The sequence below is a fragment of the Streptomyces sp. NPDC048461 genome (assembly GCF_055587105.1).
This window is the reverse complement of sequence record NZ_JBVJGW010000004.1, coordinates 307,187-332,995: the sequence shown is the minus strand read 5'-3', so window position 1 is coordinate 332,995 and position 25,809 is coordinate 307,187. Positions and strand designations below refer to the sequence as shown.

General features: G+C 69.8%; 22 protein-coding genes. 11 read left to right on the top strand and 11 right to left on the bottom strand.

Going from position 1 to position 25,809, the window contains the following annotated elements:
* Positions 1-38: 38 nt before the first annotated feature.
* A complete protein-coding gene (locus tag ACZ6S8_RS09695; protein WP_469454068.1) occupies positions 39-1,241 on the bottom strand; it encodes a globin domain-containing protein in 1,203 nt (400 codons plus the stop codon).
* Positions 1,242-1,362: 121 nt separating this feature from the next.
* Positions 1,363-2,013 carry an HAD family hydrolase gene (locus ACZ6S8_RS09690; protein WP_469454066.1) on the bottom strand — a complete coding sequence of 217 codons (651 nt, stop codon included), beginning with the start codon at positions 2,011-2,013 and terminating at the stop codon, positions 1,363-1,365.
* A 157-nt stretch (positions 2,014-2,170) separates the two neighbouring features.
* Between ACZ6S8_RS09690 and ACZ6S8_RS09685 the strand changes: the two genes are divergently transcribed.
* The 3 genes from ACZ6S8_RS09685 to ACZ6S8_RS09675 are packed head-to-tail and all read left to right on the top strand — an operon-like array spanning position 2,171 to position 4,770.
* Positions 2,171-3,058, top strand: a complete 888-nt coding sequence (locus tag ACZ6S8_RS09685) for a GNAT family N-acetyltransferase (RefSeq protein ID WP_469454064.1) — start codon at positions 2,171-2,173, stop codon at positions 3,056-3,058.
* Positions 3,059-3,075: 17 nt separating this feature from the next.
* Positions 3,076-3,537 carry a GNAT family N-acetyltransferase gene (locus tag ACZ6S8_RS09680; protein ID WP_469454062.1) on the top strand — a complete coding sequence of 154 codons (462 nt, stop codon included), beginning with the start codon at positions 3,076-3,078 and terminating at the stop codon, positions 3,535-3,537.
* A 57-nt stretch (positions 3,538-3,594) separates the two neighbouring features.
* Positions 3,595-4,770: a winged helix DNA-binding domain-containing protein gene (locus ACZ6S8_RS09675; protein ID WP_469454060.1), complete on the top strand. Its 1,176-nt coding sequence runs from the start codon at positions 3,595-3,597 to the stop codon at positions 4,768-4,770.
* 24 nt (positions 4,771-4,794) lie between these two features.
* Here the strand turns inward: ACZ6S8_RS09675 and ACZ6S8_RS09670 are convergent, their stop codons facing one another.
* The gene (locus ACZ6S8_RS09670; RefSeq protein WP_469454058.1) at positions 4,795-6,180 is read right to left on the bottom strand and encodes a serine hydrolase domain-containing protein; all 1,386 of its coding nucleotides are present in this window, start codon (positions 6,178-6,180) and stop codon (positions 4,795-4,797) included.
* Positions 6,181-6,189: 9 nt separating this feature from the next.
* Positions 6,190-7,686 (bottom strand): replicative DNA helicase, encoded by a 1,497-nt coding sequence (gene dnaB / locus ACZ6S8_RS09665; protein ID WP_469454056.1) that lies wholly within the window; start codon positions 7,684-7,686, stop codon positions 6,190-6,192.
* Positions 7,687-8,126: 440 nt separating this feature from the next.
* Between dnaB and ACZ6S8_RS09660 the strand changes: the two genes are divergently transcribed.
* Positions 8,127-9,464 (top strand): MATE family efflux transporter, encoded by a 1,338-nt coding sequence (locus tag ACZ6S8_RS09660; protein ID WP_469454054.1) that lies wholly within the window; start codon positions 8,127-8,129, stop codon positions 9,462-9,464.
* Between the two features lie 121 nt (positions 9,465-9,585).
* On the opposite strand, the gene rplI is transcribed toward ACZ6S8_RS09660, so the two are convergent.
* From rplI to rpsF, 4 genes are all read right to left on the bottom strand, one after another.
* Entirely contained in the window at positions 9,586-10,032 is a 447-nt protein-coding gene (gene rplI / locus ACZ6S8_RS09655; RefSeq protein ID WP_383915913.1) for a 50S ribosomal protein L9, read from the bottom strand.
* 18 nt (positions 10,033-10,050) lie between these two features.
* The gene (gene rpsR, locus ACZ6S8_RS09650) at positions 10,051-10,287 is read right to left on the bottom strand and encodes a 30S ribosomal protein S18 (protein ID WP_005315025.1); all 237 of its coding nucleotides are present in this window, start codon (positions 10,285-10,287) and stop codon (positions 10,051-10,053) included.
* Between the two features lie 43 nt (positions 10,288-10,330).
* Positions 10,331-10,939, bottom strand: coding sequence for a single-stranded DNA-binding protein (locus tag ACZ6S8_RS09645; RefSeq protein WP_469454052.1), 609 nt, complete (start codon positions 10,937-10,939; stop codon positions 10,331-10,333).
* Positions 10,940-11,011: 72 nt separating this feature from the next.
* On the bottom strand, positions 11,012-11,302 hold the full coding sequence (gene rpsF, locus ACZ6S8_RS09640; protein ID WP_004950685.1) for a 30S ribosomal protein S6: 291 nt from the start codon (positions 11,300-11,302) through the stop codon (positions 11,012-11,014).
* A 251-nt stretch (positions 11,303-11,553) separates the two neighbouring features.
* On the opposite strand from rpsF, the gene ACZ6S8_RS09635 reads away from it, so the two are divergent.
* The 3 genes from ACZ6S8_RS09635 (at position 11,554) to ACZ6S8_RS09625 (ending at position 14,221) form a co-directional block, all read left to right on the top strand.
* A complete protein-coding gene (locus ACZ6S8_RS09635) occupies positions 11,554-11,868 on the top strand; it encodes a hypothetical protein (protein ID WP_469454050.1) in 315 nt (104 codons plus the stop codon).
* Between the two features lie 132 nt (positions 11,869-12,000).
* Complete coding sequence (locus ACZ6S8_RS09630) at positions 12,001-13,119, top strand: lipid II:glycine glycyltransferase FemX (RefSeq protein WP_351270862.1); 1,119 nt, start codon at positions 12,001-12,003, stop codon at positions 13,117-13,119.
* A gap of 70 nt (positions 13,120-13,189) precedes the next feature.
* On the top strand, positions 13,190-14,221 hold the full coding sequence (locus ACZ6S8_RS09625; RefSeq protein WP_469454047.1) for an alanine racemase: 1,032 nt from the start codon (positions 13,190-13,192) through the stop codon (positions 14,219-14,221).
* Positions 14,222-14,231: 10 nt separating this feature from the next.
* Here ACZ6S8_RS09625 and ACZ6S8_RS09620 read toward each other — a convergent pair whose 3' ends face one another.
* Positions 14,232-15,692 (bottom strand): glycosyltransferase family 87 protein, encoded by a 1,461-nt coding sequence (locus tag ACZ6S8_RS09620; RefSeq protein ID WP_469454045.1) that lies wholly within the window; start codon positions 15,690-15,692, stop codon positions 14,232-14,234.
* Between the two features lie 87 nt (positions 15,693-15,779).
* Positions 15,780-18,440, bottom strand: coding sequence for a transglycosylase domain-containing protein (locus tag ACZ6S8_RS09615; protein ID WP_469454043.1), 2,661 nt, complete (start codon positions 18,438-18,440; stop codon positions 15,780-15,782).
* A gap of 275 nt (positions 18,441-18,715) precedes the next feature.
* Here ACZ6S8_RS09615 and ACZ6S8_RS09610 point away from each other — a divergent pair, with 275 nt between their 5' ends.
* The 3 genes from ACZ6S8_RS09610 (at position 18,716) to ACZ6S8_RS09600 (ending at position 21,823) form a co-directional block, all read left to right on the top strand.
* Entirely contained in the window at positions 18,716-19,318 is a 603-nt protein-coding gene (locus ACZ6S8_RS09610; protein WP_469454042.1) for a PadR family transcriptional regulator, read from the top strand.
* A 49-nt stretch (positions 19,319-19,367) separates the two neighbouring features.
* Positions 19,368-20,450: an inositol-3-phosphate synthase gene (locus ACZ6S8_RS09605; RefSeq protein WP_469454040.1), complete on the top strand. Its 1,083-nt coding sequence runs from the start codon at positions 19,368-19,370 to the stop codon at positions 20,448-20,450.
* A 104-nt stretch (positions 20,451-20,554) separates the two neighbouring features.
* Positions 20,555-21,823 (top strand): MFS transporter, encoded by a 1,269-nt coding sequence (locus tag ACZ6S8_RS09600; RefSeq protein ID WP_469454038.1) that lies wholly within the window; start codon positions 20,555-20,557, stop codon positions 21,821-21,823.
* Between the two features lie 68 nt (positions 21,824-21,891).
* On the opposite strand, the gene ACZ6S8_RS09595 is transcribed toward ACZ6S8_RS09600, so the two are convergent.
* Positions 21,892-23,334, bottom strand: coding sequence for a CCA tRNA nucleotidyltransferase (locus ACZ6S8_RS09595; RefSeq protein WP_469454036.1), 1,443 nt, complete (start codon positions 23,332-23,334; stop codon positions 21,892-21,894).
* 186 nt (positions 23,335-23,520) lie between these two features.
* Between ACZ6S8_RS09595 and ACZ6S8_RS09590 the strand changes: the two genes are divergently transcribed.
* Complete coding sequence (locus ACZ6S8_RS09590; protein WP_469454034.1) at positions 23,521-25,776, top strand: DUF6049 family protein; 2,256 nt, start codon at positions 23,521-23,523, stop codon at positions 25,774-25,776.
* Positions 25,777-25,809 lie beyond the last annotated feature (33 nt).

Below are 25,809 nucleotides of genomic sequence, written 5' to 3'. Positions count from 1 at the left end.
CACGTCACCGGCCGAGACCGGCGGACTTCCCGCCGCTCTCAGCCGGCGACACCGGCCAGCTCCTCCACCTCGTCGTGGCGGATCCGCTCGTCGGGGATCCCGATCCGCTTGAGCTCGTCGACACCGCTGCGGATCATCGCGGGCGGACCCGACACGAAGGCGTCGTACGAACTCCACGGCCCGTGGGGACCCACCGCCTGCGGCAGCTGCCCGGCCAGACCGTCGCCGACCACCGGGCGCACCGACAGCCACGGGTGGGAGCGCTGGAGCCCCAGCAGGGTGTCCTTGTCGTACAGGTCGTTGTCGCTGCGGGCGCCGAAGAACACCTCCATCGGCCGCCGCTCGCCGTGCTCGGCCACGTCCTCGATCAGCGCCTTGATCGGCGCGATGCCGGTCCCGCCGCCCAGGCAGAGCATCCCGTTGTCCGTGGTGTGGTCCACCACCATCGACCCGGTCGGCGGGCCGAGGCGCAGCACGTCTCCCGGGCGGGCGTGGCGCACCAGCGCGTTGGAGACCCAGCCCGCGGGAACGGCCTTGACGTGGAAGGAGAGCAACCCGTCGGAGCGCGGCGCCGAGGCGAAGGAGTAGTGCCGCCACACCCGGGGCCACCACGGGGTCTCCAGGCTCGTGTACTGGCCGGCCACGAAAGCGTACGGCTGGTCGGGGCGGACCGTCAGCACCGCGATGTCCGGGGTGCGCAGATCGTGGGAGACCACCTCCGCGTGCCACCAGGCCGGGGCCGCGTCCTCCGCCGCCGCGTCGATCATGATCTGGGAGATCGCGGTGTACGCCCGGACCCAGGCGGCCTCCGTCTCCGGTCCCCACGCGGCCTCGGCGTACCGGGCCAGCGCCCCGACGAGGGCCTCGCCCACGGCCGGGTAGTGGCCGGGCAGGGTGCCGTACTTGCGGTGGCCGGTACCCAGCCTGCGCAGGTACGGGACGAGCACGTCCGGGTTGTCGATGTGCTCGGCGGCCGTCAGCAGCGCCTTCAGCAGCCGGTCGCGCTGTACGTCCATGGCGGCCGGGAACAGGCTCCGCAGCTCCGGATGCCCGATGAACGCCAGGGCGTAGAAGTACGAGGTCACCTTGTCGGCGACGGGTCCGATCTCCGCGAGGGTCCGGCGGATGAGCACGGCATCCGGTGAGGGCTCGGCCGTACCGGCCCCGGAGGGTATCGGGGCCGTCTCCCGTCTTGCCGATCTGGTGGGCGGAGCGTCCATGCGGTGCCTCGCTTCGAGCATCTCGGTCGGTCTGCACACGCCACGGGCTGTGCATCCGTGGTTCCGGGTTCCACAGCGTGCCAGCCGACCTTGAGCCCTGCGGGGAAACGGGGAAAATCTGCGTTTCGAGCCCCCTATCCCCTTAAGATGCCTCAACTCCCGGGCGTGCCACCCCCACGAGCTGGTATGCCTCCCGCAGATCCCGGCCCTCGTAGACATGGGTCGCGCGTTCCGCCAGATAGGGGCGTGCATTGACCGCCACCGATACCGGCACCACCTCGAAGAGCACGGAATCGGTAATCGAGTCCCCGTACGCGACGCAGTCGCCCCGGGTCACTCCGAACTGCGTGCACAGCCGGTCCGCCACGGTGACCTTGGCCTCGGGTGTGAGGATGCCGGCCACCTCCACGGGCCGGGTGAACGGCACCTCGGGGAAGACCGAGCCGTGTGCGGCGTGCGCGCCCCACTCCAGCAGGAGCTCCACGAAGAAGGAGGGTGACAGCGAGATGACGGCGCAGTAGTCCCCGCGTTCGCGGATCTCGCGCCACACGTCCCGGATGCCGGCCAGCCAGGGGGATCCGTCGAAGGCCGCCCGGACGTGCGCGGGTGTCAGCCCGGCCCACAGCGCGTGGACGGCCACCGAGAACTCGTGGGGGGCCATCCGGCGCGCGCCGAAAGCCCGTTCCAGCTCCGCGATCTCGGCGCTCACGCCGAGCTGGCGGGAAATCTCGACCGGTGCCGCGGAGCCGTACATCAGGGTTCCGTCGAGGTCGAAGAGGTGCAGGGTGGTCATAACCGTCGAGATTAGTGCCTCTGTTTCTTGCGAAACAGCGTGTTTCACGTGAAACAAGCGATCGGTTTCACGTGAAACATTCGGGTCGTGTTTCACGTGAAACACCCGCCTCATCAACCCTCTGGACGGTCGGCGGCTGATGATCCAGTCTGAGTCGGTGACACCACCACATCTCACCGATCTACCGATCCGAGCACTGGCCGCGGACGACCTCCGCCGGTGCGCCGACCTGTCCGAGGATCGCGGCTGGCCCCGCGAGGACCACAAGTGGGGACTGCTGCTCGCCGCCGGGAACGGCTACGGCGTGGATGCCCCCGACGGGCAGGGGCTCGCGGCCGCCTGCGTCGTCACCGGGTACGGCCTGGCCAACGGCCAACCGGAGCTCGCCGCCGTCGGCATGGTCCTCGTCGCCGGCCGCTATGCCCGCCAGGGTCTGGGCCGTCGCCTGATGAGGCACGTGTGCGACGACGTACTCAAGGGCGTCCCCCTCACCCTGCACGCCACCCCCTTCGGCCGCCCCCTCTACGAGGAGCTCGGCTTCGACACCACGGGCCGCGCCGAGATGGTCCGAGGGACCTTCCGGCACGAGGACGCCCCCGGTCCGTCCGGTGCCCCCGCGGTACGGCCGGCGCACGCAGAGGACCTCTCACGCATCCTGCGTCTCGACGCCGAGGTGTTCGGCACCGACCGCACGCACATGATCGTCCGGCTGCCGGCCTTCGCGGACCGCCTGGTCGTCGCCGAGGACGCCGACGGTACGCTCACCGGCTACGCCGCGGCCTGGCCCAACATGGAGACCCAGGTGATCGGCCCGCTGATCGCGCGGGACACCGCGACCGCCAAGGCCCTGGTCACCGCGCTGGCCCTGGGGACCGACCGACCGTTGCGCACCGATGTCGACGTCCGCCACGAGGAGCTCCTCGGCTGGCTGAAGGAGCGCGGCCTGGATTCCGTGGCCTTCAACGCCGTCATGACCCGCGGCATCCCCGGCCTGCCCGGTGACTGGACCCGCCGCTGGGCCCCCCTCACCGTCGCCGCGGGCTGAGAGAGGAACACACCACGATGACCGATGCCTCCGAGTTGACCATCCGACCCGCCACCGAGGCGGATCTCCCCGCTGTCGTCGCCATGCTCGCCGACGACCCCCTGGGCGCCACACGCGAGTCACCCGAGGACCTCACCCCGTACCGGACGGCCCTCAAGCACCTTTCCGAGGACCCGAACCAGCACGTGGTCGTCGCGGTCCGCGCGGACCGCGTCGTGGGCACCCTCCAGCTGACGATCGTCCGGGGCCTCTCCCGCAAGGGAGCCACCCGCTCGATCATCGAAGGGGTCCGGGTGCACGCCGACGAACGCGGCAGCGGCCTCGGCACCCTGTTCATCGAATGGGCGGTCGAGCAGTCCCGGACCGAGGGGTGCAGCCTCGTGCAGCTGACCTCGGACGCGACGCGCACCGACGCGCACCGCTTCTACGAGCGGCTCGGCTTCACCGCTTCCCACGTCGGGTTCAAGCTGGCCCTCTGAGCCGCAACGCCAACGAGCCGGGCCACCGTGTCGGTGGCCCGGCCTAGGATCCGGAGGATGAGCGCACGCCTTCCCCTCATCAGCACCACCGAGCGGCGGCGCCGGCTCGGCCGGCGTCACCGGTTGGCTCCTTCGTTCCGGGGCGCGACGGTGGTCCAGGCGGCGGACGCGGTGGTGGCCCTGCACGCCACGGACGCGGCGACGGTCTTCCTCTCCGCACGCGCCCGCCTGGCCGACGGCGGCCCCGACGCCGTCGAGCAGGCGCTCTACGAGGACGTCGGCCTGGTGCGGCTGCTGAGCATGCGCAACACGCTGTTCGCGGTCTCCACCACCCTGGCGCCGTACGTCGACGCCTCCACCGCCCGCGGTATCGCGGCCAAGGAGCGGCGCTCCCTCCTCAAGCACCTCGCCGAGGACGGACAGGGTCTCGACGCCGAGTGGCTCGCCGGGGCGGAGGCAGCCGCCCTCGACGCCCTCGACGCCCGTGGCCCCTCCACGGGAAGCCAGCTGTCGGCTGCCGTGCCCCTCCTCCGCCAGAAGATCACCATCGAACGCGGCAAGAAGTACGAGGCGCAGACCGGGGTGGCCACCCGGGTCATCCGCCTGCTGGCCGCCGACGGCAGGATCCGGCGCGACCGGCCGCGCGGGTCGTGGACCTCCAGCCAGTTCCGGTGGGTCCACACGGAGCCCTGGCCCGCCCTGCCCGCGGCGGAGGCCCGCGCCGAGATCGCGCGGCGCTGGCTCCGGGCGTACGGTCCGGCCACCGAAGCCGACCTGAAGTGGTGGACGGGCTGGAGCCTCACCGACGTCCGTAGGGCCCTGGCCGCCACCGGCACGGAACAGGTCCGCCTCGACGACGGCACCACGGCGCTGGTGAGCCCCGGCGACACCGGCGCCGAGCCGGCCCCGGAGCCCTGGGCCGCCCTCCTGCCGGCCCTCGATCCCAGCAGCATGGGCTGGGCGGACCGGAGCTTCCACCTCGATCCGGCGCACCGGCCCGCCCTCTTCGACTACGCCGGCAACATCGGCCCCACCGTCTGGTGGAACGGCGAGATCGTCGGCGGCTGGGCTCAGCGGTCCGACGGCCGGATCGTCTGGCGCCTCCTGGGCAGTCCGGGCCGCGCCGCCGAGAACGCGATCACCGCGGAGGCCTCCCGCCTGGGCGCGTGGGTGGGCGACGCCCGCGTCACCCCGCGCATGCGCACGCCGCTGGAACGCGAACTCGCGTCCTGACGCGCGCCGCCCCGCGCGGGAACGTCAGCCGATGCCGCGCCAGCCCTGCGGGTCGACCCCGCCGGGCACCGGGGCCTGCGCGTCGTACGGCTCCCGCGTGAACACGAACGACGCGAGGTCGAGGTGGCCGACCGAGCCGTCCTCGCGCCGCACCGCCCGCAGCGTCTCCCCCGCGTAGTAGCCGGACAGCCCCGTCCAGGTGCCGTCCGGTTGCGCCCGGAAGCGCGCCGCCCGCCCGGTGGCGCCGACCGGTCCCAGCTCCAGGGACCCGTCCGCGGCCAACCGCACCACCTGCGCCGACGTACCCCAGTACCAGGGCCCGCACAGCTCCAACGCCACCGGATCGGCCTCGCGGAACGGCCGCCACGGCTCCGGGAACCGCGGTTCCGCGTCGGCCACGATCGCCACCAGGTCGGCGGCCACCGCCGCGGGCGGCAGGCCCGACGTGCAGTTCGCCAGGACCACCGCCGCCACGTCGTCCGCCTCGCTCACCCACAGCGCCGCGAGGAACCCCGGCAGCGAGCCGCTGTGCCCCGCGAGCCTGCGGCCGCCGTCGGACGTGAGCTGCAGGCCCAGCCCGTAACCGGCCTCTGCGATGCCCGCCTCCGGGGGCGAGGCCGGCGTACGCATCTCCCGTACGGTCCGTTCGCTCAGCACCCGATCGTCGCCGCGCACGAGGAATCCGGCGAACCGCGCCAAGTCTCCCGTGGTCGACCACAGTTGACCGGCCGAGGCCATCAGCCCCAGGTCCTCCAGGGGTTCCGGCATCATCACGTCCGCCCAGGGATGCACGGCCCAGCCCCCGGCGTGAGGAGCCTGGGGCGCCGCGCTCGTACGGTCCAGCCCGAGCGGCTCCAGCACCTCCGACCGCAGCGCCTCCTCCCACGGCCTTCCGCGCAGTGCCTCGATGACCGAACCAAGCAGCGTGTAGCCCGGGTTGGAGTAGTGGAACCTGCTCCCCGGCACATTCCGGAAGGGCTCCTCGCCCAGGACGTCGGCCAGCTCCGGCCGCGTCGATCCGGGGGTGCGCTCCCACCACTCACCGGGCGTCTCCGCGCCCAAACCCCCGGTGTGGGACAGCAGCTGGGCGATCGTCACCTCGCCGACGCGGGTGCCGGGCAGGTGCTTCTCCAGGGGGTCGGCGAGGTCCAGCAGCCCCTCGTCCCGCAGCCGCATCACGAGCACGGCCGTGAACGTCTTGCTGATGGAGCCGATCCGGTACTGGACGTTCCCGTCCGGGCCGTGCCCGGTGACGGACGTCCGCGAGCCCTCCCAGACGACCGCCCCGCCCCGCGCGACGGCGGCCACCACGGAGGGGGCGCGGCCCTCTCTCTGCGCCACGGCGATCCGATGGCTCAACGCGCGGCGGGTGGCGGGAAGCAGGGCCAGGTCCTCAGAGAGCTCGTCCATGATCGGATGCTACGTGTTGGCCATGTCCACGAACCTCGAATAGTGGCCCTGGAAAGCCACCGTGATCGTCGCCGTCGGGCCGTTTCGGTGCTTCGCCACGATCAGGTCCGCCTCTCCGGCGCGGGGAGACTCCTTCTCGTACGCGTCCTCACGGTGCAGCAGGATCACCATGTCTGCGTCCTGCTCGATCGAGCCGGATTCACGCAGGTCGGAGACCATCGGCTTCTTGTCGGTGCGCTGTTCCGGTCCACGGTTCAGCTGCGAGAGCGCGATCACGGGGACCTCGAGCTCCTTCGCCAGCAGCTTGAGGTTTCGGGACATGTCCGAGACCTCCTGCTGGCGGCTCTCGGGACGGCGCGAGCCGCCCGACTGCATCAGCTGGAGGTAGTCGATGACGACGAGCGAGAGGTCGCTGCGCTGCTTGAGCCGACGGCACTTCGCCCGGATCTCCATCATCGACAGGTTGGGGGAGTCGTCGATGTACAGCGGGGCGGCGGAGACGTCCGGCATCCGGCGGGCCAGCCGGGTCCAGTCGTCGTCCGTCATCGTTCCCGAGCGCATGTGGTGGAGCGCCACGCGGGCCTCCGCCGAGAGCAGGCGCATCGCGATCTCGTTGCGCCCCATTTCCAGGGAGAAGATCACGCTCGGCAGGTTGCTCTTGATCGAGCAGGCCCGCGCGAAGTCGAGGGCGAGCGTGGACTTGCCCATCGCGGGACGGGCGGCGATGACGATCATCTGACCCGGGTGCAGGCCGTTGGTCAGCGAGTCCAGGTCGGTGAAGCCGGTCGGGACGCCGGACATCTGACCGCTGCGGGACCCGATCGCCTCGATCTCGTCGAGAGCGCCCTCCATGATGTCGCCGAGCGGCATGTAGTCCTCGGACGTCCGCTGCTCGGTGACGGCGTAGATCTCGGCCTGGGCGCTGTTGACGATCTCGTCGACGTCGCCGTCGGCCGCGTACCCCATCTGCGTGATCTTCGTGCCGGCCGCCACCAGGCGGCGCAGGACCGCCCGCTCGTGGACGATCTCGGCGTAGTACTCGGCGTTGGCCGCCGTGGGAACGGACTGCACCAGCGTGTGCAGGTACGAGGCCCCGCCGACCTTGCTGATCTCGCCGCGCCTGGTCAGTTCGGCGCCGACGGTGATCGGGTCGGCCGGCTCGCCCTTGGCATACAGGTCGAGGATGGCCTGGTAGATCGTCTCGTGCGAGGGCCGGTAGAAGTCGTGGCCCTTGATGACCTCCACGACGTCGGCGATCGCGTCCTTGGAGAGCAGCATGCCGCCGAGTACCGACTGCTCGGCGTCGAGGTCCTGCGGAGGGACGCGCTCGAAGCCGCCACCGCCGCCTCCGCCACCCCCACCGTCGTCGTCCCAGGAGCCGTCCTCGCGGCCCCGGTCACGCCGACCGTCCTCGCGGCCGCGACCCTCGCTGTTGCGGCGCGAACGGGCGGGCAGACGGTCACCCGGACCGCTGTCGGCCCAAGGGTCGTCCGTGGGCTCGGGCATGCTCACCGGGCCACCTCCTCCCGTCCGCAACGCGGACCTCGCCGTGTCACTCTTTCTACGACACGGCTCTGACATTTGGGGCACCCGGATCGGCTCTCGGCGAGTCGGGCAACGCACCACGGTAGGGCCGGGAGCGGCATCAGCCAATCTTGTTATCCACAGGCTGTGTGGATGAGATGTGGACGACGGCGCCAATGCTGTGGGTAACTCCCCGGAAGCTGTGCACGGACCGGGGGACGACGCTGTGGACAAAATCACCCGCCCTCCCCCGTTACCCATGCTGACCTGGCATTTCTTCATCAAGAGCCTGAGCGCCGGAAAAAAATTCGCCACTGTCTCAAGATCGCCTCCAACGGGGTGGAAAGAACGCCCAAGTCAGCGCATTGGTAAGGATCCCAAGACCCTTGCATCCATTACCTGTGGAAGATTAGATTGACCGCATGACACAGGCCCCCGCCGCGCCGAAGGCTGCGCCGAGACGACACGACCGGGAGATCTTCGCTCTCGCCGTACCCGCCTTCGGCGCGCTCGTCGCCGAACCCCTCTTCCTGATGGCCGACAGCGCCATCGTGGGGCACCTCGGCACCCCCCAGCTGGCCGGCCTCGGCATCGCCGCCGCGCTGCTCACCACCGCCGTGAGCATCTTCGTCTTCCTCGCCTACGCCACCACGGCAGCCGTCTCCCGCCGGGTGGGGGCCGGAGACCTGAGGGCGGCGATCCGGCAGGGCATGGACGGCATCTGGCTCGCCCTCCTGCTCGGCGCAGCCGTCATCGTGGTCGTCCTGCCCGCCGCACCCTGGCTCGTGTCCGTCTTCGGCGCCTCGGACACCGTCGCCCCGTATGCCGTCACCTACCTGAGGATCTCCACGCTCGGCATCCCGGCCATGCTCATGGTCCTGGCCGCCACCGGTGTCCTCCGCGGCCTCCAGGACACCCGTACGCCGCTCTACGTGGCCATCGGGGGCTTCGCCCTCAACGGAGCCCTGAACGTCGCCCTCGTCTACGGTGCGGACCTCGGCATCGCCGGCTCGGCGTGGGGCACCGTCATCGCGCAGTGCGCCATGGCCGCGGCCTACCTCGTCGTCGTCGTGCGCGGAGCCCGGCGCCACGGCGCCTCGCTACGACCCGACACCGACGGGATCCGGGCCTGCGCCAAGGCCGGAGCGCCACTGCTGGTCCGCACCCTCTCCCTGCGGGCAGTCCTGCTGATCGCGACCGCCGTGGCCGCGCGCCTCGGCGACGCCGACATCGCGGCGCACCAGATCCTGCTCTCCTTGTGGAGCCTGCTCGCCTTCGCCCTGGACGCCATCGCCATCGCCGGGCAGGCCATCATCGGCCGCTACCTCGGTGCGGGCGACACCGCGGGCGCCAAGGCCGTTTGCCGCCGCATGGTCCAGTGGGGGGTCGTCTCGGGCATCGTCTTCGGCCTGCTCGTGGTCCTGGCCCGCCCGGTGTTCGTTCCCCTGTTCACGAGCGATCCGGCGGTGGAGGACGCCCTGCTGCCCGCCCTGCTGGTGGTGGCCGTCTCCCAGCCGGTCTCCGGCATCGTCTTCGTTCTCGACGGGGTACTGATGGGCGCAGGAGACGGCCGCTACCTGGCCTGGGCCATGTTGCTGACGCTGGCGGTCTTCACCCCCGCCGCACTGCTCGTCCCGGCCCTGGGGGGCGGCCTGACGACCCTCTGGTGGGCCATGACGCTGATGATGCTGGTCCGCATGGTCACCCTCCAGCTGCGAGCCCGCTCGGGCCGATGGCTGGTCGCGGGAGCCACCCGCTAGCGCTGTTTCACGTGAAACAGCGCTCGGCCATCGTGTTTCACGTGAAACAGCGCGGGCCCAACCGCTCCGGACATGACGAAGGGCCGCACCCCAGAGGGGTGCGGCCCTTCGTGTGCAGCCCTTAGGCGGCGACGACCTCGATGCCCACGTTCGCGGCCACGTCGGCGTGCAGACGCACGGAGACCTGGTACGAACCGAGGGTCTTGATCGGGGCGCCCAGCTCCACGCGGCGCTTGTCGACCTTCGGACCGCCCGAGGACTCGATCGCCGTGGCGATGTCGGCCGGGGTAACGGAACCGAAGAGACGACCGGCGTCACCCGCGCGGGTGGCCAGACGGACCTTCACGCCCTCGAGCTTGGCCTTGAACTCGTTGGCCTGCTCGATGGTCGCGATCTCGTGGATCTTGCGGGCGCGGCGGATCTGCGCCACGTCCTTCTCGCCACCCTTGGTCCAGCGGATCGCGAAACCACGCGGGACCAGGTAGTTGCGAGCGTAGCCGTCCTTGACGTCGACGACATCGCCGGCGGCACCGAGGCCAGAGACCTCGTGGGTAAGGATGATCTTCATTGGTCGGTCACCCTTTCCTTATCGCGCGGTGGACGTGTAGGGCAGCAGTGCCATCTCACGGCTGTTCTTCACAGCCGTGGCGACGTCACGCTGGTGCTGCGTGCAGTTGCCGGTGACGCGGCGGGCACGGATCTTGCCGCGGTCGGAAATGAACTTCCGCAGCATGTTCGTGTCCTTGTAGTCCACGTACGCGGTCTTGTCCTTGCAGAACGCGCAGACCTTCTTCTTAGGCTTGCGCACAGGCGGCTTCGCCATTGTGTCTCTCCTGTGTGATCAAGAAGTGGGGGTGAGAGCTGCCCTAGAAGGGCGGCTCTTCCGAGTAGCCACCGCCGGAGCCGCCGGAACCGCCGGAGCTTCCGCCCCAACCGCCCCCGCCGCCGCCCTGCGACTGCTGGCCGCCGGCCGGCGCGCTGGACGCCCACGGGTCGTCGGAGGAACCTCCGCCGCCCTGCGGGGCGCCGCCACCGGGGGCTCCGCCCCAGTTGCCGCCGCCGCCACCCTGCTGCTGACCGCCGCCGCCGTATCCACCCTGGCCACCGCGACCGGTGGTCTTGGTGACCTTGGCCGTGGCGCTCTTCAGAGCCGGGCCGACTTCCTCGACGTCCAGCTCGTAGACCGTGCGCTTGACACCCTCACGGTCCTCGTACGACCGCTGCTTCAGCCGGCCCTGCACGATGACGCGCATGCCCCGCTGAAGGGACTCGGCGACGTTCTCCGCCGCCTGACGCCAGACCGAGCAGGTGAGGAACAGGCCTTCGCCGTCCTTCCACTCATTGGTCTGCTTGTCGAAGATGCGGGGAGTGGACGCGACACGGAACTTCGCGACCGCCGCACCCGAGGGGGTGAAGCGCAGCTCGGGGTCGTCGACGAGATTGCCGACGACCGTGATGACGGTCTCGCCTGCCATGGATGAACCTCTCGGCGGGGATTGCTGCTGGGCTGCTGTGCTACTCGGTCCCGATTACCGCTGAACCGAAGTTCAGTGGGTCTCGGGGCGAAGGACCTTGGTCCGGAGAACCGACTCGTTCAGGTTCATCTGTCGGTCAAGCTCCTTGACGACCGCAGGCTCGGCCTGAAGGTCGATGACCGAGTAGATGCCCTCGGGCTTCTTCTTGATCTCGTAAGCGAGACGACGGCGACCCCAGGTGTCGACCTTCTCGACCTTTCCGTTGCCCTCACGGACGACGGAGAGGAAGTTCTCGATCAGCGGGGAGACAGCGCGCTCCTCGAGATCGGGGTCGAGGATGACCATCACTTCGTAGTGACGCATGTGGAACCCACCTCCTTTGGACTCAGCGGCCACGGTCGATCCGTGGCAGGAGGGTCGTGATGCGTGATGCACGGCGTCCGTGAACAGACACCGCGCAGACCGTACAGACTACCCCGTCGACTCCTTCCGGTTGAAATCCGGCAGGAGGAGGCCACAATCTGTATCCATCGGGTGTGCTCGGTGCTATGCCCCCGGCCGGTCCGGAGGCAGCCCCGCTGCACCGCTCTGCTTCAGCCAGGAGGTGCCTTCCGATGGCACAGGCAATGCGACGCCAGTCCTCCATCTCGCTCTTCGCGACCGACGGCAAGCCCCACCCGCTGCAGGACACCCTGATGGCGGTCACCCTGGTCCTCGGCACCGTGGCGTTCGTCACGGCCTTCTTCGACCAGCTGCACCTGATCAGCTCCTGGGCGGGCCTGATCGGCATCCTGACGGGTGCGTACGGACAGTTCATCTCCGTCACGACACGCGAGCGCTTCGCGCTGATCATCGGCCTTGGCGCGTCTGCCTTCGGCTTCTACATGGGGATGGCCCACGGCGGCCTCTTCGGCGGCTGGCTGGGCTGACGGGACGCCTCCGCGACAGGGCGCCGGCCGCGAGTCGGCCCGGGCCCCGGGCCCGTCCCCCAGATGGGTGGCGCCCCTGTCGCAGTAGGCTTCGCGCCATAGCCAGCGAAGCCGCCGGAGGAGACGCCCCGCATGAGCCTGTCCCTGAGGACCATCAGCCGAGAGCAGCATCTGGGTTACCTCCAGAGCCTGCCCTCGGCGAGCCACTGCCAGGTCCCGGCGTGGGCCGACGTGAAGAACGAGTGGCGTTCGGAGAACCTCGGTTGGTTCGACGGCTCCGGCGAACTCGTCGGCGCCGCGCTCGTCTTGTACCGGCAGCTGCCCAAGGTGAAGCGGTACCTCGCGTACCTTCCCGAGGGACCGGTCATCAACTGGTACGCCCCCAACCTGGAGGAGTGGCTCCAGCCGATGCTGGCGCACCTCAAGCAGCAGGGCGCCTTCACGGTGAAGATGGGCCCGCCCGTCGTCATCCGCCGGTGGAACTCGACCGCCATCAAGGCCGGCATCCAGGACCCCGACGTCAAGCGCCTGCGCGACGTGGAGGCCTCGGTCATCGAACCCCGCGCGTTCGAGGTCTCGGACAAGCTGCGCCGCATGGGCTGGCAGCAGGCCGAGGACGGCGGCGCCGGCTTCGGCGACGTCCAGCCGCGCTACGTCTTCCAGGTGCCCCTGGCCAACCGCTCGCTGGACGACGTCCTCAAGGGCTTCAACCAGCTGTGGCGCCGCAACATCAAGAAGGCCGAGAAGGCCGGTGTCGAGGTCGTCCAGGGCGGCTACGAGGACCTGCCGACCTGGCAGCACCTGTACGAGATCACGGCCGAGCGCGACAAGTTCCGCCCGCGCCCGCTCAGCTACTTCCAGCGTCAGTGGACGGCCCTCAACTCCGAGGACCCCAATCGGATGCGGCTCTACATCGCCACGCACGAGGGGGAGCCCCTCGCCGCCGCCACGATGCTCACCGTCGGCCAGCACGTCTGGTACTCGTACGGCGCGTCCGCGAACCACAAGCGCGAGGTGCGGCCGTCGAACGCGATGCAGTGGCGCATGCTGCGCGATTCCTACGCGCTCGGCGCCAGCGTCTACGACCTTCGCGGCATCTCTGACACGCTGGACGAGAACGACCACCTGTTCGGCCTCATCCAGTTCAAGGTCGGCACGGGCGGCGAGGCCGTCGAGTACGTCGGCGAGTGGGACTTCCCGCTCAACAAGGTGCTGCACAAGGCCCTCGACATCTACATGTCGCGGCGCTGACCGCACCTCATCCCACCCACACCCCACACCGCTGCACCACGCAGCTCCACAGGAGAGGTTCCGGACGGGCATGGCGCTCACGCTCTACGTCGACACCGCGCGCTGGCGTGCGCACCAGAAGCAGATCCAGGACCAGTTCCCCGGGATGATCCCGGTCTGCAAGGGCAACGGCTACGGCTTCGGCCACGAAAGGCTGTGCGAGGAGGCGACCCGCATGGGCGCCGACGTCCTGGCCGTCGGGACGACGTACGAGGCCGCCAGCATCAAGGACTGGTTCGGCGGCGACCTGCTCGTCCTCACCCCGTTCCGGCGGGGCGAGGACCCGGTTCCGCTGCCGGACCGGGTCATCCGCTCGGTGTCCTCGCTGGACGGGGTCCGCGGTCTCGTGGGCGCCCGGGTGGTCATCGAGTGCATGAGCTCGATGCGCCGGCACGGCATCTCCGAGCAGGACCTCGGCCAGCTGCACAGCGCGATCGAGGACGTCCGGCTGGAGGGCTTCGCCCTGCACCTGCCGCTGGACCGCCCGGACGGCTCCGACGCCGTCGAGGAGGTCATCGGCTGGATGGACCGGCTTCGCGCGGCCCGGCTGCCGCTGCACACCATGTTCGTCAGTCACCTGCGGGCCCAGGAGCTGGCGCGGCTCCAGCAGCAGTTCCCGCAGACCCGCTTCCGGGCCCGGATCGGCACCCGGCTGTGGCTGGGGGACCACGAGGCGACCGAGTACCGCGGCGCGGTCCTTGACGTCACGCGCGTCTCCAAGGGCGACCGGTTCGGCTACCGCCAGCAGAAGGCCGCGTCCGACGGCTGGCTGGTCGTGGTCGCCGGAGGCACCTCGCACGGGGTGGGCCTGGAGGCTCCCAAGGCCCTGCACGGCGTGATGCCGCGGGCCAAGGGCGTCGCCCGGGCGGGCCTGGCCACCGTCAACCGGAACCTGTCGCCGTTCGTGTGGGCCGGCAAGCAGCGCTGGTTCGCGGAGCCGCCGCACATGCAGGTGTCGATCCTCTTCGTGCCCTCGGACGCCACCGAGCCGAAGGTCGGCGACGAGCTGGTGGCGCACCTGCGCCACACCACCACGCAGTTCGACCGGGTGCTCGACGCCTGAGCCCTTACGGTCACTTCCCGGGGTGCACGCCCCAGTCGACCTGCTGTCCCTCCGAGGGCGCCGCGTACCGCGGCGCCCTCGCTGCGTCCGACAGCACGAACACGTCCGTGGCACCGTCCAGGACGCCGCCCGAGGGGTCGTCCGAGCCGTCCCGGCGCACGACGTCCCGCTCGGGCATCAGGATGTCCCGCACGACGACCCCGCACAGGTACAGCGTGGCCAGCAGGTGGGCCGCGATGGCCAGCTGGTACCCCTCCACGGGCAGGCCCTGGTGCTTGTCGCCGCTGCTCGTGTAGGCGAGGTAGAACCAGATCCCGAAGAAGTAGACGATCTCTCCGGCCTGCCAGATCAGGAAGTCCCGCCAGCGCGGCCGGGCCAGCGCGGCGAGCGGGATCAGCCACAGCACGTACTGCGGCGAGTAGACCTTGTTGGCCAGGATGAACGCGGCGACGACCAGGAAGGCCAGCTGGGCGAAACGGGGCCGCCGCGGGGCGTACAGCGTGAGCAGCCCGATGGCGGCGCACAGCAGGAGCGTCAGCGCGGTGGCGTACGTGTTGGCACCGTCGAGGGGGTTCCCCGAGCGCTGGGAGATCAGCAGCCACACGGAGCCGAAGTCGATGGGGCGTTCCTGGCTGAAGGTGTAGAACTTCGACCAGCCGTCCCGGGCGAACAGCATCACCGGCAGGTTCACCACGAGCCAGGCCACGGCCGCGCCCAGCGCCGCGCCGCCGAAGGCGCGCCACTTCCCGGCCCGCCAGCAGAGGACGAACAGCACCCCGAGCAGCAGGACGGGGTAGAGCTTGGCCGCGGTGGCGAGGCCGATGAGGACGCCGAAGAGCACCGACCGGCCGCGGGACCACGCGAGCATCCCGGCGGCGGTGAGGGCGATGGCCAACAGGTCCCAGTTGATCGTCGCCGTGAGCGCGAAGGCGGGCGCGAGGGCGAAGAGCAGGGCGTCCCAGGGGCGGCGGCGGTGGGTGCGGGCGACGCACACGGCGATCACCGCGGCGCAGGCCATCAGCATGCCCGCGTTGACCATCCAGTACATCTGCTCGCGGTGCTGCATGGAGCCGGTGCCCGGGGTCAGCCAGGAGGCGATCTCCATGAAGAGCCCGGTGAGGACCGGGTACTCCAGGTACTCCATGTCGCCGGGGAGCCGGTCGAAGTAGGGCGTCAGGTTGTCGGCGAAGCCCCGTACGGCGTACAGGTGCGGGATGTCCGAGTAGCAGGCGTGCGTGTACTGCGAGCCCGCCCCCCGGAACCACGCCCAGTTGTAACAGGGCAGCTTCTGCACCATGCCGAGCGCGAACACGCCGATGGCGAGGAGGGCCACGACGCGGACCGGCCCCAGCCAGTGCCCGCCCAGCCGGGCGTAGCGGCCGAGCGGGCCGCCGATGAGCTCGCTACCGGCCGCGGCGACCTCGTCCTGCTGGGTGGGCAGTACGGGGCGGTCCTCTTGCACCTTCGTCATGCGCTCATCCTGCCGTACGGGGCCGGACACGGGGGAAGGCCGTCGCACGGGGTGCGACGGCCTTCCCGTCCGGCTCGGGCGGCCGGCTCAGCCGTCCGGGTTGCCGGTGGTCCACCCTCCGGTGACGCCCCCCGGGCGGCCCGGCCGGCCGGTGTTCGTCGGGGACGGCCCGCCGGTGGCGCCACCGTCGGCGCCGCCGATGAGGCCTCCGCTGTCCGCGCCCCCGTTGGTGGCACCGCCGTTGGACGCGCCGCCGTTGTTCGCGCCTCCGTTGTTGGCACCGCCGTTGGACGCGCCGGCCGCCGTGTTCGGGTCGCAGTACAGCTCCCACGGCTTGCAGGAGGGCTTACCGCTCTTCGACGGTGTCGGGGACGGCGTCGGCGAGGGGCTGGAGGGGGTCGGCTTCGGCGACGCGGACGGGGTGGGCACCGGCGACGGCGTCGGGGACGGCGCACCGGAGGAGTCCGCCTTGACGCCGATGGGCTCGGCCTCGGGGAAGTCCTTCACCGGCGCGTCCTTGAGGGCTTCGCGCATGTACTCGGTCCAGATGACGGCGGGGATGTCACCACCGTGGATGGAGTCGGTACCGCCCACGCCGTTCATGGACATCAGCTTCTTGTCCGCGGAGTTCGGGTCCGTGCGGAAGAGCGCCACGGAGGTGGACAGCTCCGGGGTGTAGCCGACGAACCACGCCGACTTGTTCTGGTCGGTGGTGCCGGTCTTGCCCGCGGCGGGCCGGCCCAGCTTCTTGACCTTGGTGCCGGTGCCGTTCTTGACCACGTTCTCCAGAACCTCGGTGACGTTGTCGGCGACGGCGCTGTCCATGGCCCGCTGTTCCTTGGGGGCCTCGAATCCGGACAGCGGCTGCCCGTCCTTCGTGACCTCGCTCACCGAGTACGGCTCGCGGTGCTTGCCGGAGGCCGCGAAGGTGGCGTAGGAGTCGGCCATGCGGATGGCGCTCGGCGTGGAGGTGCCGAGTGCGAAGGACGCGTTGTTGTTCTTGTCCATCGAGTCCTCGAGGATGCCCGTGGACTTGGCCATCTCGCGGACCTTGGTGTGTCCGACGTCGAAGACGAGCTGGGCGAACGGCACGTTGATGGACTTCTCCATCGCCTCGTTGAGGGTGACGTAGCCGAAGGGGGTCGGGCTCTCGTTCTTCTGCCGGAACGGCTTGCCGTCCGCGGCGAGCAGCGGCTTGCCCTGGCGGTTGTTGATCACCGTCAGGTCGTCGGCCATGTACTTGCTGTCGACCGAGATGCCCTCGCCGTTCGAGTTCTGGGTGCCGTGCTCCATCGCCGCGGCCAGGACGTACGGCTTCCAGGTCGAGCCGACCGGGACGCCGATGGTGTTGGCGTTGTTGCTGAAGTACTTCTGGTCCCAGCCCGGACCGCCGTACAGGGCCACGATCGCGCCGGTCTTCACGTCGACGGAGGCCGCGCCGAACTGCACGAAGGTGTCCAGTTCGGGGCGCTTCTTCTCGTCGAGGAAGTCGTTGCGGGTGTCTTCCACGGCCTTGACCAGGGCGTCCACCTTCGGCTTCTGGAAGGTGGTCTTGATCCGGTATCCGCCCAGGGCCATCTTCTCGGCGCTGATGTCCTTGGTCTTCATCACGTACTGCTTGGCCGTCTCGACCAGGTAGCCGATCTGGCCGGACATGCCGCGCGCCTGCGCCGACTCGACGAGGGCGGGGAAGTTCTCGGGCTTGTACTTCGCCCGCTCCTCCTTGGACATCCTGCCGACCTGGACCTGGCGGTCGAGCACCCACGTCCAGCGCTGCTTCGCCCGCGCGGTGTTGGCCTCGGGCGTCGCCGCGGCGCCGATGCCGCCGTCCGGGTTGTACAGGTTCGGGCCCTTGAGGACCGAGGCCAGGAAGGCGGACTCGGAGGGGTTCAGGTCCTGGGAGTCCTTGCCGAAGTAGGCACGGGCCGCGGCCTGGATGCCGTAGGCGTCCCGGCCGTAGTACGCGGTGTTGAGGTAGCCCGCGAGGACCGTGTCCTTCTCCTCGGTGACGCCGAGCCGGATCGAGATGAAGAGCTCGGTGACCTTCCTCTTGAGCGTCTGCTCGGAGTCAAGGAAGTTGTTCTTCACGTACTGCTGGGTGATGGTCGAGCCGCCCTGGGTGGAACCGCCCTTGGCCATGTTCCACACGGCGCGGACGATGCCCATGGGGTCGACGCCCTTGTCCGTCTCGAAGGACTCGTTCTCCGCGGCGATCACGGCGTTCTGCATCGACAGGGGGATCTTGTCGATGCCGACGATCTGCCGGTTCATCGACCCGCCGGTGGCCACCATCTGGGTGTTGTCGGCCCAGAGGAAGACGTTGTTCTGGGCTTCGGCCGCCTTGTTGGGGTCGGGCGTGTTCACCATGGCGATGCCGATGCCGGCTCCGGCCACGATGACCGCGAAGAAGCCCAGCACGGTCCCGCTGACGAGCTTCCAGGACGGTACGAAGCGCTTCCAGCCCGCCCGGTCGGACCGCGGGTAGTTGACGAGGCGCTTGTCCGAGCGGCCGGCGCCGCGTCCCTGCTGCGCCGGCCGCCCGCGGCCCGCGGAGCCCCTCTGGGCGGCCCGGCGGGCCTCGGCACGGCTGCCCTGGGAGGGCCGTTCTGCGTACGGGCCGCTGGGCGACGCGGTGGGCACGCCACGTCCGGCCTCGGCGCCCCGGACGGGGCGTTGCGGGGCAGCCCGGCGGGACGAGGCGCGTCCACCGCCCTGGGGCTGCGGCGGTTTGCGGCGATGCTCGCTCATCGAACGACTACTCCTCGGGCAGGCGAGTGGCCTGGAAGCGGCGGGTGAATTCCGGTTCCCCCGGTGTCATGGCCCACAGACTACGCAGGCTCAAAACCCGAACAGTGCCGAAGTTCACCCCAAATCAGGCAACTTGCCTCGCACGAATTCGTGATGTGACGCCGGTCACCATGTCGCCCCTTGTCGTAAGAGGCTGCTCGATCTATCGTCTGGATGTATCGAGTCGATACATCAGCTCGACATAAAGACCTCAGAGTCGGAGGAGGGGCAGGCGGATGAGCAGGCGCTCAGGCATCCTGGAATTCGCCGTCCTCGGCCTGCTTCGCGAATCCCCCATGCACGGCTACGAGCTGCGCAAGCGGCTCAACACCTCACTGGGGGTGTTCCGGGCGTTCAGCTACGGAACGCTCTATCCCTGCCTCAAGACGCTGGTCACGAACGGCTGGTTGATCGAGGAACCGGGTCACGCTCCGGAAGACGCTCTCGCCGCTTCACTCGCAGGGCGCCGCGCCAAGATCGTCTACCGGTTGACGGCCGCGGGCAAGGAGCACTTCGAGGAGCTGCTCTCCCATACGGGGCCCGACACCTGGGAGGACGAGTCCTTCGCCGCCCGATTCGCCTTCTTCGGCCAGACCGAGCGAGAAGTGCGCATGCGGGTACTGGAGGGCCGCCGCAGTCGGCTTGAGGAGCGTCTGGAGAAGATGCGCGCCTCACTCGCCCGCACACGGGAGCGCCTCGACGACTACACGCTGGAGCTGCAGCGGCACGGCATGGAGTCGGTGGAGCGCGAAGTGCGCTGGCTGAACGAGCTCATCGAGAGCGAGCGGGCGGGACGGGATCGGAGACGACCCGGTCCGACCGACGAAACTGCAAAATGAGGCCTGCATCTCGCAGGCCTCGTCCGAGAACAAACAGGGAGCAACCGGAATGGGTTCGGTTCGCGTAGCCATCGTCGGCGTAGGCAACTGCGCCGCCTCGCTGGTGCAGGGCGTCGAGTACTACAAGGACGCCGACCCGGCGGCCAAGGTCCCCGGTCTGATGCACGTCCAGTTCGGCGACTACCACGTGCGTGACATCGAGTTCGTCGCCGCGTTCGATGTCGACGCGAAGAAGGTCGGCCTCGACCTTTCGGACGCCATCGGCGCCAGCGAGAACAACACCATCAAGATCTGCGACGTCCCGAACGCCGGTGTGACCGTTCAGCGCGGCCACACGCTGGACGGCCTGGGCAAGTACTACCGCCTGACGATCGAGGAGTCCGCCGAGGCTCCGGTCGACGTGGTCCAGATCCTCAAGGACCGCCAGGTCGACGTCCTGATCTGCTACCTGCCCGTCGGCTCCGAGAACGCGGCGAAGTTCTACGCGCAGTGCGCCATCGACGCCAAGGTCGCCTTCGTCAACGCCCTCCCGGTCTTCATCGCCGGCACCAAGGAGTGGGCTGACAAGTTCACCGAGGCCGGTGTCCCGATCGTCGGCGACGACATCAAGTCCCAGGTCGGCGCGACCATCACGCACCGCGTGATGGCGAAGCTGTTCGAGGACCGCGGTGTCCGTCTTGAGCGCACCATGCAGCTCAACGTCGGCGGCAACATGGACTTCAAGAACATGCTCGAGCGCGACCGCCTCGAGTCGAAGAAGATCTCCAAGACGCAGGCCGTCACCTCGCAGATCCCGGACCGAGACCTCGGCGAGAACAACGTCCACATCGGCCCGTCCGACTACGTCGCGTGGCTCGACGACCGCAAGTGGGCCTACGTCCGCCTCGAGGGTCGCGCCTTCGGCGACGTCCCGCTGAACCTCGAGTACAAGCTCGAGGTGTGGGACTCCCCGAACTCGGCCGGTGTCATCATCGACGCCCTGCGCGCCGCGAAGATCGCGAAGGACCGCGGTATCGGTGGCCCGATCCTGTCGGCCTCCAGCTACTTCATGAAGTCCCCGCCGGTGCAGTACTTCGACGACGAGGCCTACGCCAGCGTCGAGAAGTTCATCAAGGGCGAGGTCGAGCGCTAGTCGAGCCCAAGGGTCCTCCGGACACCTGGACTTAGGCTGTTCTTCCGCGGAGGGTCCCCGGGCAATGTGCCCGGGGACCCTCCGCGTGTGTGACCCTTGCCCTCATGCCTGTCGTACGTGATCTGCGCGTACTCCTGCGCCTGAGGGACTTCCGCAACCTGCTCGCCGTACGGCTGTTCTCCCAGTCGGCCGACGGCGTCTACCAGGTAGCTCTCGCGGCCTACGTGGTCTTCTCACCGGAGAAGCAGACCTCGCCGGCCGCCATCGCCTCGGCCATGGCGGTGCTGCTGCTTCCCTACTCGGTCATCGGCCCCTTCGCCGGAGTCCTCCTCGACCGCTGGCGCCGCCGACAGGTCTTCCTCTACGGCAACCTGCTGCGCGCCTTTCTGGCCTGCGTCACCGGCATGCTGATCGTCGCCCACGTGCCCGACTGGCTGTTCTACGCCTCGGCCCTGTCCGTGACGGCCGTCAACCGCTTCGTGCTGGCCGGTCTGGCGGCCTCCCTGCCCCACGTCGTCGGTTCCGAGCAGCTCGTCACGGCCAACGCCCTCTCGCCCACCGCCGGAACGCTGGCCGCGGTCGCGGGCGGAGGGCTGGCCTTCCTCGTCCGGGTGCTGGCGGCCGACTCCGACGCACTCGTCGTACTCCTCGGAGCCGGGCTCTACCTGTGTGCGGCCCTGGTCTCCCTGCGCCTCGCCGTCGGCCTCCTGGGGCCCGACCACCCTCCCGGCCGGCTCCGCCCTTCGGTCGCCGAGGGGGTCGCCCTCACCGTGCGGGGCATGGTCGAAGGGCTGCGGCACCTGGCCGCTCGCCGGGAAGCCGCCCAGGCGCTCACCGCCATGACCCTGATGCGGTTCTGCTACGGGGCCCTGTTCGTCATGCTGCTGATGCTGTGCCGCTATTCCTGGTCGGACAACGAGTCCGACGGCCTGGCCCTGCTGGGCGTCGCGATCGGCGTCTCGGGGGCCGGATTCTTCACAGCCGCCCTCATCACCCCCTGGCTGGTGGGCCGGCTCGGTACCCGCGGCGCCATCACCGTCTGCGCCGCGGGCGCCGCGGTGCTGGTCCCCGTCCTCGGGCTGTTCTTCGCCCCCGGCCCGATGCTGGCCGCCGCGTTCGTCCTTGGGCTCGCCACCCAGGGCGCCAAGATCTCGACCGACACGGTCGTGCAGTCCCAGGTGGACGACGCCTACCGAGGCCGCGTCTTCGCCGTCTACGACGTGCTGTTCAACATCGCGTTCGTCGGAGCGGCGGCGGTCGCCGCCCTGATGCTCCCCGTCGACGGACGCTCCGTGCCGCTGATCCTCGGCGTGGCCGCCCTGTACGCCGCGACCGCAGCTCTGCTGGCACGCAGGGGGCGTTGTTTCACGTGAAACAACACCCCCTCCGATCCGTCCCGTGTCGATGTTTCACGTGAAACATCGACACGGTCCCTCCTGCCTCAGGCCTGGGAGGCCCACCACTCCTTGAGCGCGGCGACGGCGGCCTCCCGCTCCATCGGGCCGTGCTCCAGGCGCAGCTCCAGCAGGAACGCGTACGCCTGGCCGATGACCGGGCCGGGCCCGACGTCCAGGACCCGCATGATCTCGTTGCCGTCCAGGTCCGGGCGGATCGAGTCCAGCTCTTCCTGCTCCTGAAGCTGCGCGATGCGCTCCTCCAGCCCGTCGTAGGTCCGGGAGAGGGCGTTGGCCTTGCGCTTGTTCCGCGTGGTGCAGTCGGACCGGGTCAGCTTGTGGAGGCGCTCCAGCAGCGGACCGGCGTCACGGACGTAGCGCCGCACCGCCGAGTCGGTCCACTCCCCGTCCCCGTAGCCGTGGAAGCGCAGGTGCAGCTCCACCAGCCGGGAGACGTCCTTGATCATGTCGTTGGAGTACTTCAGCGCGGTCAGGCGCTTCTTGGTCATCTTCGCGCCCACCACCTCGTGGTGGTGGAAGGAGACCCGGCCGTCGCTCTCGAAGCGGCGGGTGCGCGGCTTGCCGATGTCGTGCAGCAGGGCCGCGAGCCGCAGCACCAGGTCGGGGCCGTCCTCCTCCAGCGCGATCGCCTGCTCCAGCACGATCAGCGAGTGGTCGTAGACGTCCTTGTGCCGGTGGTGTTCGTCACTCTCCAGCCGCAGTGCGGGCAGCTCGGGAAGCACCCGGTCCGCCAGCCCGGTGTCCACGAGCAGGCCCAGACCCTTGCGCGGATGGGTGGAGAGGATGAGTTTGTTCAGCTCTCCCTGCACCCGTTCCGCCGAGACGATCTCGATCCGGTCGGACATGGCCTTCATCGCCGCCACGACCTCCGGGGCGACCTCGAAGTCCAGCTGCGCCGCGAACCGGGCCGCCCGCAGCATGCGCAGCGGGTCGTCGGAGAAGGAGTCCTCCGGCGTGCCGGGCGTGCGGAGAATTCCCGCGGCCAGGTCCTCCAGGCCGCCGTGCGGGTCGATGAACTCCTGTTCCGGCAGGGCCAGGGCCATGGCGTTGACCGTGAAGTCGCGCCTGACCAGGTCTTCCTCGATGGAGTCGCCGTAGGAGACCTCCGGCTTGCGGGACGTGCGGTCGTACGCCTCCGATCGGTAGGTGGTCACCTCGATCTGGAAACCGTCCTTCTGCGATCCGACGGTGCCGAAGGCGATGCCGACGTCCCACACGGAATCGGCCCAGGGCCGGACGATCTTGAGCACGTCCTCGGGGCGGGCGTCGGTGGTGAAGTCGAGATCGTTGCCGAGACGCTCCAGCAGCGCGTCGCGGACGGACCCGCCGACCAGGGCGAGGCGGAAGCCCGCCTGCTGGAAACGGCGGCCGAGCTCGTCGGCGACAGGGGCGATCCGCAGCAGTTCGCTCACTGCGCGGCGCTGCACCTGACTCAGGGCACTGGGGCTGTCTTCGTTGGCTTTCGGCACAACAGAAAAGGGTACGTGGCCTGCCCGGCCCGGGCTTCCCCGTTTTGTTGCCACCCCGGTACACAACCGCCCCGGGGTGGAGCCGATCATGTGGAGCAAGACGCGGCACTCGCGCACAGCGGGTCTCGTTACCATCAGTGGACGCACAGACGACGACCACAGACACTTCGAGGAACGGGCTAGCGCGTGGCCGAGGCGGCAGAGATCCAGGGGGCGTCCCCCGCCCCTGTCCGGCGCCGGTGGATGCGACGGGCGGTGGTCCTGCTCGCGGGAACGCCCGTGCTGGCCGCTCTGATCTACTCTCCCGCCCCCGAGGCCCAGGCAGCTCCCGGACCCTCGGTCGACGTCCAGCTGACGTCCATGGCTCCCGCGGCTCCGGTCAAGGGCGACACCCTCACCATCTCCGGCACCGTGGTCAACAACGGCTCCGACACGATCACCGACGCCCACGTCGGTCTGCGGGTCGGGCCCGCCCTGGCGGACCGGGCCTCCATCGACGACGTGGCGGACCGCACCGGTTTCCGGGCCGGCACGGACCCGGGCGAGATCGATCCGGCCTACGCCGTGAAGATCCCCTCGCTCCCCTCGAAGGCCGGCCAGGACTTCACCCTCTCGGTTCCGGTGAACAAACTGGAGCTGGACGAGGACGGCGTCTACCAGCTCGGCGTCTCGCTCTCCGGGGCGACCGACCGGCGACCCTCCGAACAGGTCCTCGGCATCAAGCGGACCTTCCTCCCCTGGCAGCCGGATGCCGCCGCCAAGCGCTCCAACCTCACCTTCGCGTGGCCGCTGATCGCCCACACCCGGGTGACCGCGGAGACCGGTTCCGACGAGCTGCAGACCCCGGTCTTCCTCGACGACTCGCTCGCCCAGGAGCTGGAGCCCAGCGGCCGTCTGGGCCAGATGGTCGCCCTCGGCAAGGACCTCCCCGTCACCTGGGTGATCGACCCCGACCTGCTCTTCACGGTCGACGCGATGACCAAGGGCTACCGGGTCCGCGGTCCCGACGGGAAGACCGTCCAGGGCAAGAAGAAGGCCGTCGCCGAGCAGTGGCTCAGCTCGCTGGAAGCCGCGGTCCAGGGAAAGAAGGTCGTCGCGCTTCCCTTCGCCGATCCCGACCTCGCCTCCCTCGCGCACCAGGGCAAGGACGTCTCGGGGACCCTGGGCCAGCTCCGGCCCGCCACCGACAAGGGGAGGGACGCGGTCGAGACCGTCCTGCACGTCCCGGCCTCCACCGATTTCTCCTGGCCCGTGAACGGCGCCATCGACCCCTCGATCGTCAACGTCGCCACCTCGGCCGGCGCCCACAACGTCCTCACCCGCAGCGACAGCCTCACGGAGACCGGGGCCCTCGGCTACACCCCCTCGGCCGCCCGCCCCATCGGCGCGGGCACCACGGCCGTCGTGGCGGACGAGGAACTCTCCACCGCCTTCGAGGGCGACATGCTGCGCGCCGAGAACTCCACGCTGGCCGTGCAGCGGTTCCTCGCCCAGAGCCTCGCCCTCAACCTGCAGAAGACCGACGAGCAGCGCAGCTTCGTCGTCGCACCGCAGCGCATGCCGTCCGCCAGCCAGGCCAACTCGATGGCCACCGCCCTGCGCAGCCTCCAGGCGGGTCGCTGGACCCAGCCCGGCGACCTCGAGTCCGCGGCCGCGGCCAAGCCCGACCCCGGCGCCGCCACCCAGGTCCCCGGCGCGGGGGAGTACCCCGAGGCGCTGCGCAAGCAGGAACTGCCGGTGGCGGCGTTCGAGAAGATCCGCACCACGCAGAACACCCTCGACCACTTCAAGGTCATCCTCGCCGCGCCCGACCGCGTGGAGATCCCGTTCGGCAACGCCACCAACCGGGAGATGTCCACCTCCTGGCGCGGACGCCCGGAGGAGGCCAAGCTCTACCGGGAACAGGTACAGGACTACCTGATCGGCCTGACGGAGAAGGTCAAGGTCATCCCCAAGTCCGACGCCACCCTGTCCGGCCACAGCGCCACCATCCCGGTCAGCGTCCAGAACAGCCTCGTCCAGGACGTCCACAACCTCGTCCTGCGGGTGAAGTCGGCGAACCCGACCCGCCTGATGTTCAGTGACAACGAGCAGGAGGTCACGGTCACGGGCGGGCACAGCCAGACCGTAAAGTTCACCGCAAACGCCACGGCGAGCGGCCCGGTCGAGGTCACCGCACAGCTCTTCACCGAAGACGGCGTCCCCTACGGCAAGGCACGCACCTTCACCGTCGAGGCCACCGAAATCACCCCCACCGTCATGCTCGTCATCGCCGGCGGTGTGCTCCTCCTCGTCCTGGCCGGCATCAAGATGTACGCCAGCCGCAAGCGCGTCGCGGCACGCGCCGCCGCCGAGGAGAGCACGCAGCCGAGTGACGAGTCCACGGACACCGGACCGCAAAGCACCGACGGGTCCGGCACGGGTGAGACAGTGGACCGTTGAGCGATGCCGTGGCCGGTCGGCCTGGGGACGATG

What these genes read in the sequence shown, in the direction of transcription:
- ACZ6S8_RS09695 (WP_469454068.1), bottom strand. Translation starts at nt 1,241, where the DNA reads ATGCTCGAAGCGAGGCACCGCATGGACGCTCCGCCCACCAGATCGGCA.
- ACZ6S8_RS09690 (WP_469454066.1), bottom strand. Translation starts at nt 2,013, where the DNA reads ATGACCACCCTGCACCTCTTCGACCTCGACGGAACCCTGATGTACGGC.
- ACZ6S8_RS09680 (WP_469454062.1), top strand. Translation starts at nt 3,076, where the DNA reads ATGACCGATGCCTCCGAGTTGACCATCCGACCCGCCACCGAGGCGGAT.
- ACZ6S8_RS09675 (WP_469454060.1), top strand. Translation starts at nt 3,595, where the DNA reads ATGAGCGCACGCCTTCCCCTCATCAGCACCACCGAGCGGCGGCGCCGG.
- ACZ6S8_RS09670 (WP_469454058.1), bottom strand. Translation starts at nt 6,180, where the DNA reads ATGGACGAGCTCTCTGAGGACCTGGCCCTGCTTCCCGCCACCCGCCGC.
- dnaB (WP_469454056.1), bottom strand. Translation starts at nt 7,686, where the DNA reads ATGCCCGAGCCCACGGACGACCCTTGGGCCGACAGCGGTCCGGGTGAC.
- ACZ6S8_RS09660 (WP_469454054.1), top strand. Translation starts at nt 8,127, where the DNA reads ATGACACAGGCCCCCGCCGCGCCGAAGGCTGCGCCGAGACGACACGAC.
- rplI (WP_383915913.1), bottom strand. Translation starts at nt 10,032, where the DNA reads ATGAAGATCATCCTTACCCACGAGGTCTCTGGCCTCGGTGCCGCCGGC.
- rpsR (WP_005315025.1), bottom strand. Translation starts at nt 10,287, where the DNA reads ATGGCGAAGCCGCCTGTGCGCAAGCCTAAGAAGAAGGTCTGCGCGTTC.
- ACZ6S8_RS09645 (WP_469454052.1), bottom strand. Translation starts at nt 10,939, where the DNA reads ATGGCAGGCGAGACCGTCATCACGGTCGTCGGCAATCTCGTCGACGAC.
- rpsF (WP_004950685.1), bottom strand. Translation starts at nt 11,302, where the DNA reads ATGCGTCACTACGAAGTGATGGTCATCCTCGACCCCGATCTCGAGGAG.
- ACZ6S8_RS09635 (WP_469454050.1), top strand. Translation starts at nt 11,554, where the DNA reads ATGGCACAGGCAATGCGACGCCAGTCCTCCATCTCGCTCTTCGCGACC.
- ACZ6S8_RS09630 (WP_351270862.1), top strand. Translation starts at nt 12,001, where the DNA reads ATGAGCCTGTCCCTGAGGACCATCAGCCGAGAGCAGCATCTGGGTTAC.
- ACZ6S8_RS09625 (WP_469454047.1), top strand. Translation starts at nt 13,190, where the DNA reads ATGGCGCTCACGCTCTACGTCGACACCGCGCGCTGGCGTGCGCACCAG.
- ACZ6S8_RS09620 (WP_469454045.1), bottom strand. Translation starts at nt 15,692, where the DNA reads ATGACGAAGGTGCAAGAGGACCGCCCCGTACTGCCCACCCAGCAGGAC.
- ACZ6S8_RS09615 (WP_469454043.1), bottom strand. Translation starts at nt 18,440, where the DNA reads ATGAGCGAGCATCGCCGCAAACCGCCGCAGCCCCAGGGCGGTGGACGC.
- ACZ6S8_RS09610 (WP_469454042.1), top strand. Translation starts at nt 18,716, where the DNA reads ATGAGCAGGCGCTCAGGCATCCTGGAATTCGCCGTCCTCGGCCTGCTT.
- ACZ6S8_RS09605 (WP_469454040.1), top strand. Translation starts at nt 19,368, where the DNA reads ATGGGTTCGGTTCGCGTAGCCATCGTCGGCGTAGGCAACTGCGCCGCC.
- ACZ6S8_RS09600 (WP_469454038.1), top strand. Translation starts at nt 20,555, where the DNA reads ATGCCTGTCGTACGTGATCTGCGCGTACTCCTGCGCCTGAGGGACTTC.